The sequence below is a fragment of the Shewanella sp. 11B5 genome, assembly GCF_002836795.1.
Taxonomy (GTDB): domain Bacteria; phylum Pseudomonadota; class Gammaproteobacteria; order Enterobacterales; family Shewanellaceae; genus Shewanella; species Shewanella frigidimarina.
Window position 1 is genome coordinate 1 of sequence record NZ_PJAP01000697.1, and the last position, 1,995, is coordinate 1,995.

A 1,995-nucleotide genomic window follows, 5' to 3' on the forward strand; every position below is an offset into this window, starting at 1 on the left:
AATTCTATCAACGGTTACCGTTGGCGAAGGTCGTTTAGCCGATATAACTATTGGCGGTCAGTCTTACTTTAACAATGGTGTAGTGCCGCACAATCGTTTAACCCCATCTGGTACTAGCTACACTGCTGCACCGATTAACGCAATTGCAACTGGAACCTTAGCGGAATGTACTGTAAACGGAACCAGTTTTAACTGCGGTAGCATGACCAATAAAATCTGTCTTGTTGAGCGTGTAGGTAACCAGGGTTCAAGTTACCCTGAAATAAACGCGGTTAAAGCCTGTAAAACAGCTGGTGCCAAAGGAGTCATTGTTTACAGTAACACTGCGCTACCAGGGCTACAAAATCCATTCGTCGTTGATGCTAACAGTGAAATTCTGATCCCTTCTATGTCTGTTGACCGAGCAACAGGGCTTGCACTTAAAGCCAAGTTGGGTCAATCAACCACTGTGAGTAATCAAGGCAATCGAGATTATGAATATTACAATGGCACCTCAATGGCAACACCGCATGTGTCGGGCGTAGCAACATTAGTGTGGAGTTACCACCCAGAATGTAGCGCCAGCCAAGTACGTGCTGCATTAAATGCCACAGCAGATGACTTAAGCGTTGCCGGTCGTGATAACCAAACAGGTTACGGGATGGTTAATGCAACAGCAGCAAAGGCTTACCTAGACGAATCATGTAATGGTCCAACCGATCCAGGTACAGGCTCTGGTGACAGCGTACTTGAAAAAGGCGTGGCAAAAACGGGCTTAGCTGGCGCTAAAAACGATGAATTATATTTCTCGTTAGACGTTCCTGCAGGCGCGACAGACTTAAGCTTCACTATGAGTGGTGGCACTGGCGATGCTGACTTATATGTGCAGTATGGCGCATCACCTACCAGCAGCAGTTACGACTGTCGTCCATGGAAAGGTGGTAATGCAGAGTCTTGCCCAATTGCGACGCCTCAATCTGGTACTTACTATGTAATGCTACAAGGTTATAGTGCATTTAGTGGTGTAAGTTTAGTGGCTAACTACACCGCTGGTAGCACTGGAGGCAGCAACACAGGTGGCCCAGCAAGCTACAACAATACCGGTAATTATACAATTCCAGACAACAACACTAGTGGTATTACTAGCCCTATTACTGTTAGCCGCACTGGTGATTCAGGAACGGTATCGGTGTCAATTGGGATTATTCATACTTATATTGGTGATTTAAAAATCCAGTTAGTTAGCCCTACCGGCCAAACGGTTGTACTGCATAACAACACTGGTGGTGGTACCGATAATCTAACCCAGACTTACACCGCTAATATGGCAGGTGTCGAATCAAGTGGTGTATGGACATTAAAAGCTGTTGATAATGCGAGACAAGATACTGGATATATTGATACTTGGAGCTTAAGCTTCCAGTAATAATATTTAGTTGATTACAAAAATAGCCACATTATGTGGCTATTTTTATTTCTGATGGATTAACTTTTTAACAGTTAACAGTTAACAGTTAACAGACTAATAGTGAGGTTGTGTTGTTTGCAACACGGCAGGCTGCTGAATATTGGCAATCACTTCAAATATAGATGCAAATGAGTTTGGCGTACTCACATCGACAGCTAGCTTTAATCGACGAGCAATATCATTAGCAGATAACACACCACGGATGGCATGATTTGAACGGTCAACCACTAAGCAATGTTGCTGTCCTGCTGATTGTAATGTCTCAATAACATCACCAATACGAGCATAACTTAAATCTTCAAAATCAATCGCTTTCAGATCCTCTTTAGGGATCATAAAATCTGCAACACTTAAATGATCACGCTGATGCCCAGCGGCAACACGTTTCAATATCTCTTGATTATGTAAAGACTCAAAGCTGATTAGGCCAATAAACCGATCTTTATCATCTATTACTAATTTAAGACGCACATGCGACTTCTGCATTAAGTGCTCGACCTTAACCGCCGACGTACTCGATTCTATCACCATAGGTGTCACTTTCTTAA

Annotated in this window: 2 protein-coding genes; one reads left to right on the forward strand and one right to left on the reverse strand. The window is 43.2% G+C overall.

Annotated elements, in window-relative coordinates; translation table 11 throughout:
- Positions 1–1,405: proprotein convertase P-domain-containing protein (locus CXF78_RS15460; protein ID WP_180957169.1), on the forward strand; the 1,405-nt coding region annotated here is incomplete at its 5' end.
- Positions 1,406–1,501: 96 nt separating this feature from the next.
- Here the strand turns inward: CXF78_RS15460 and CXF78_RS15465 are convergent.
- Positions 1,502–1,995 (reverse strand): CBS domain-containing protein (locus tag CXF78_RS15465; RefSeq protein WP_102037288.1); only part of this gene is annotated, 494 nt, incomplete at its 5' end.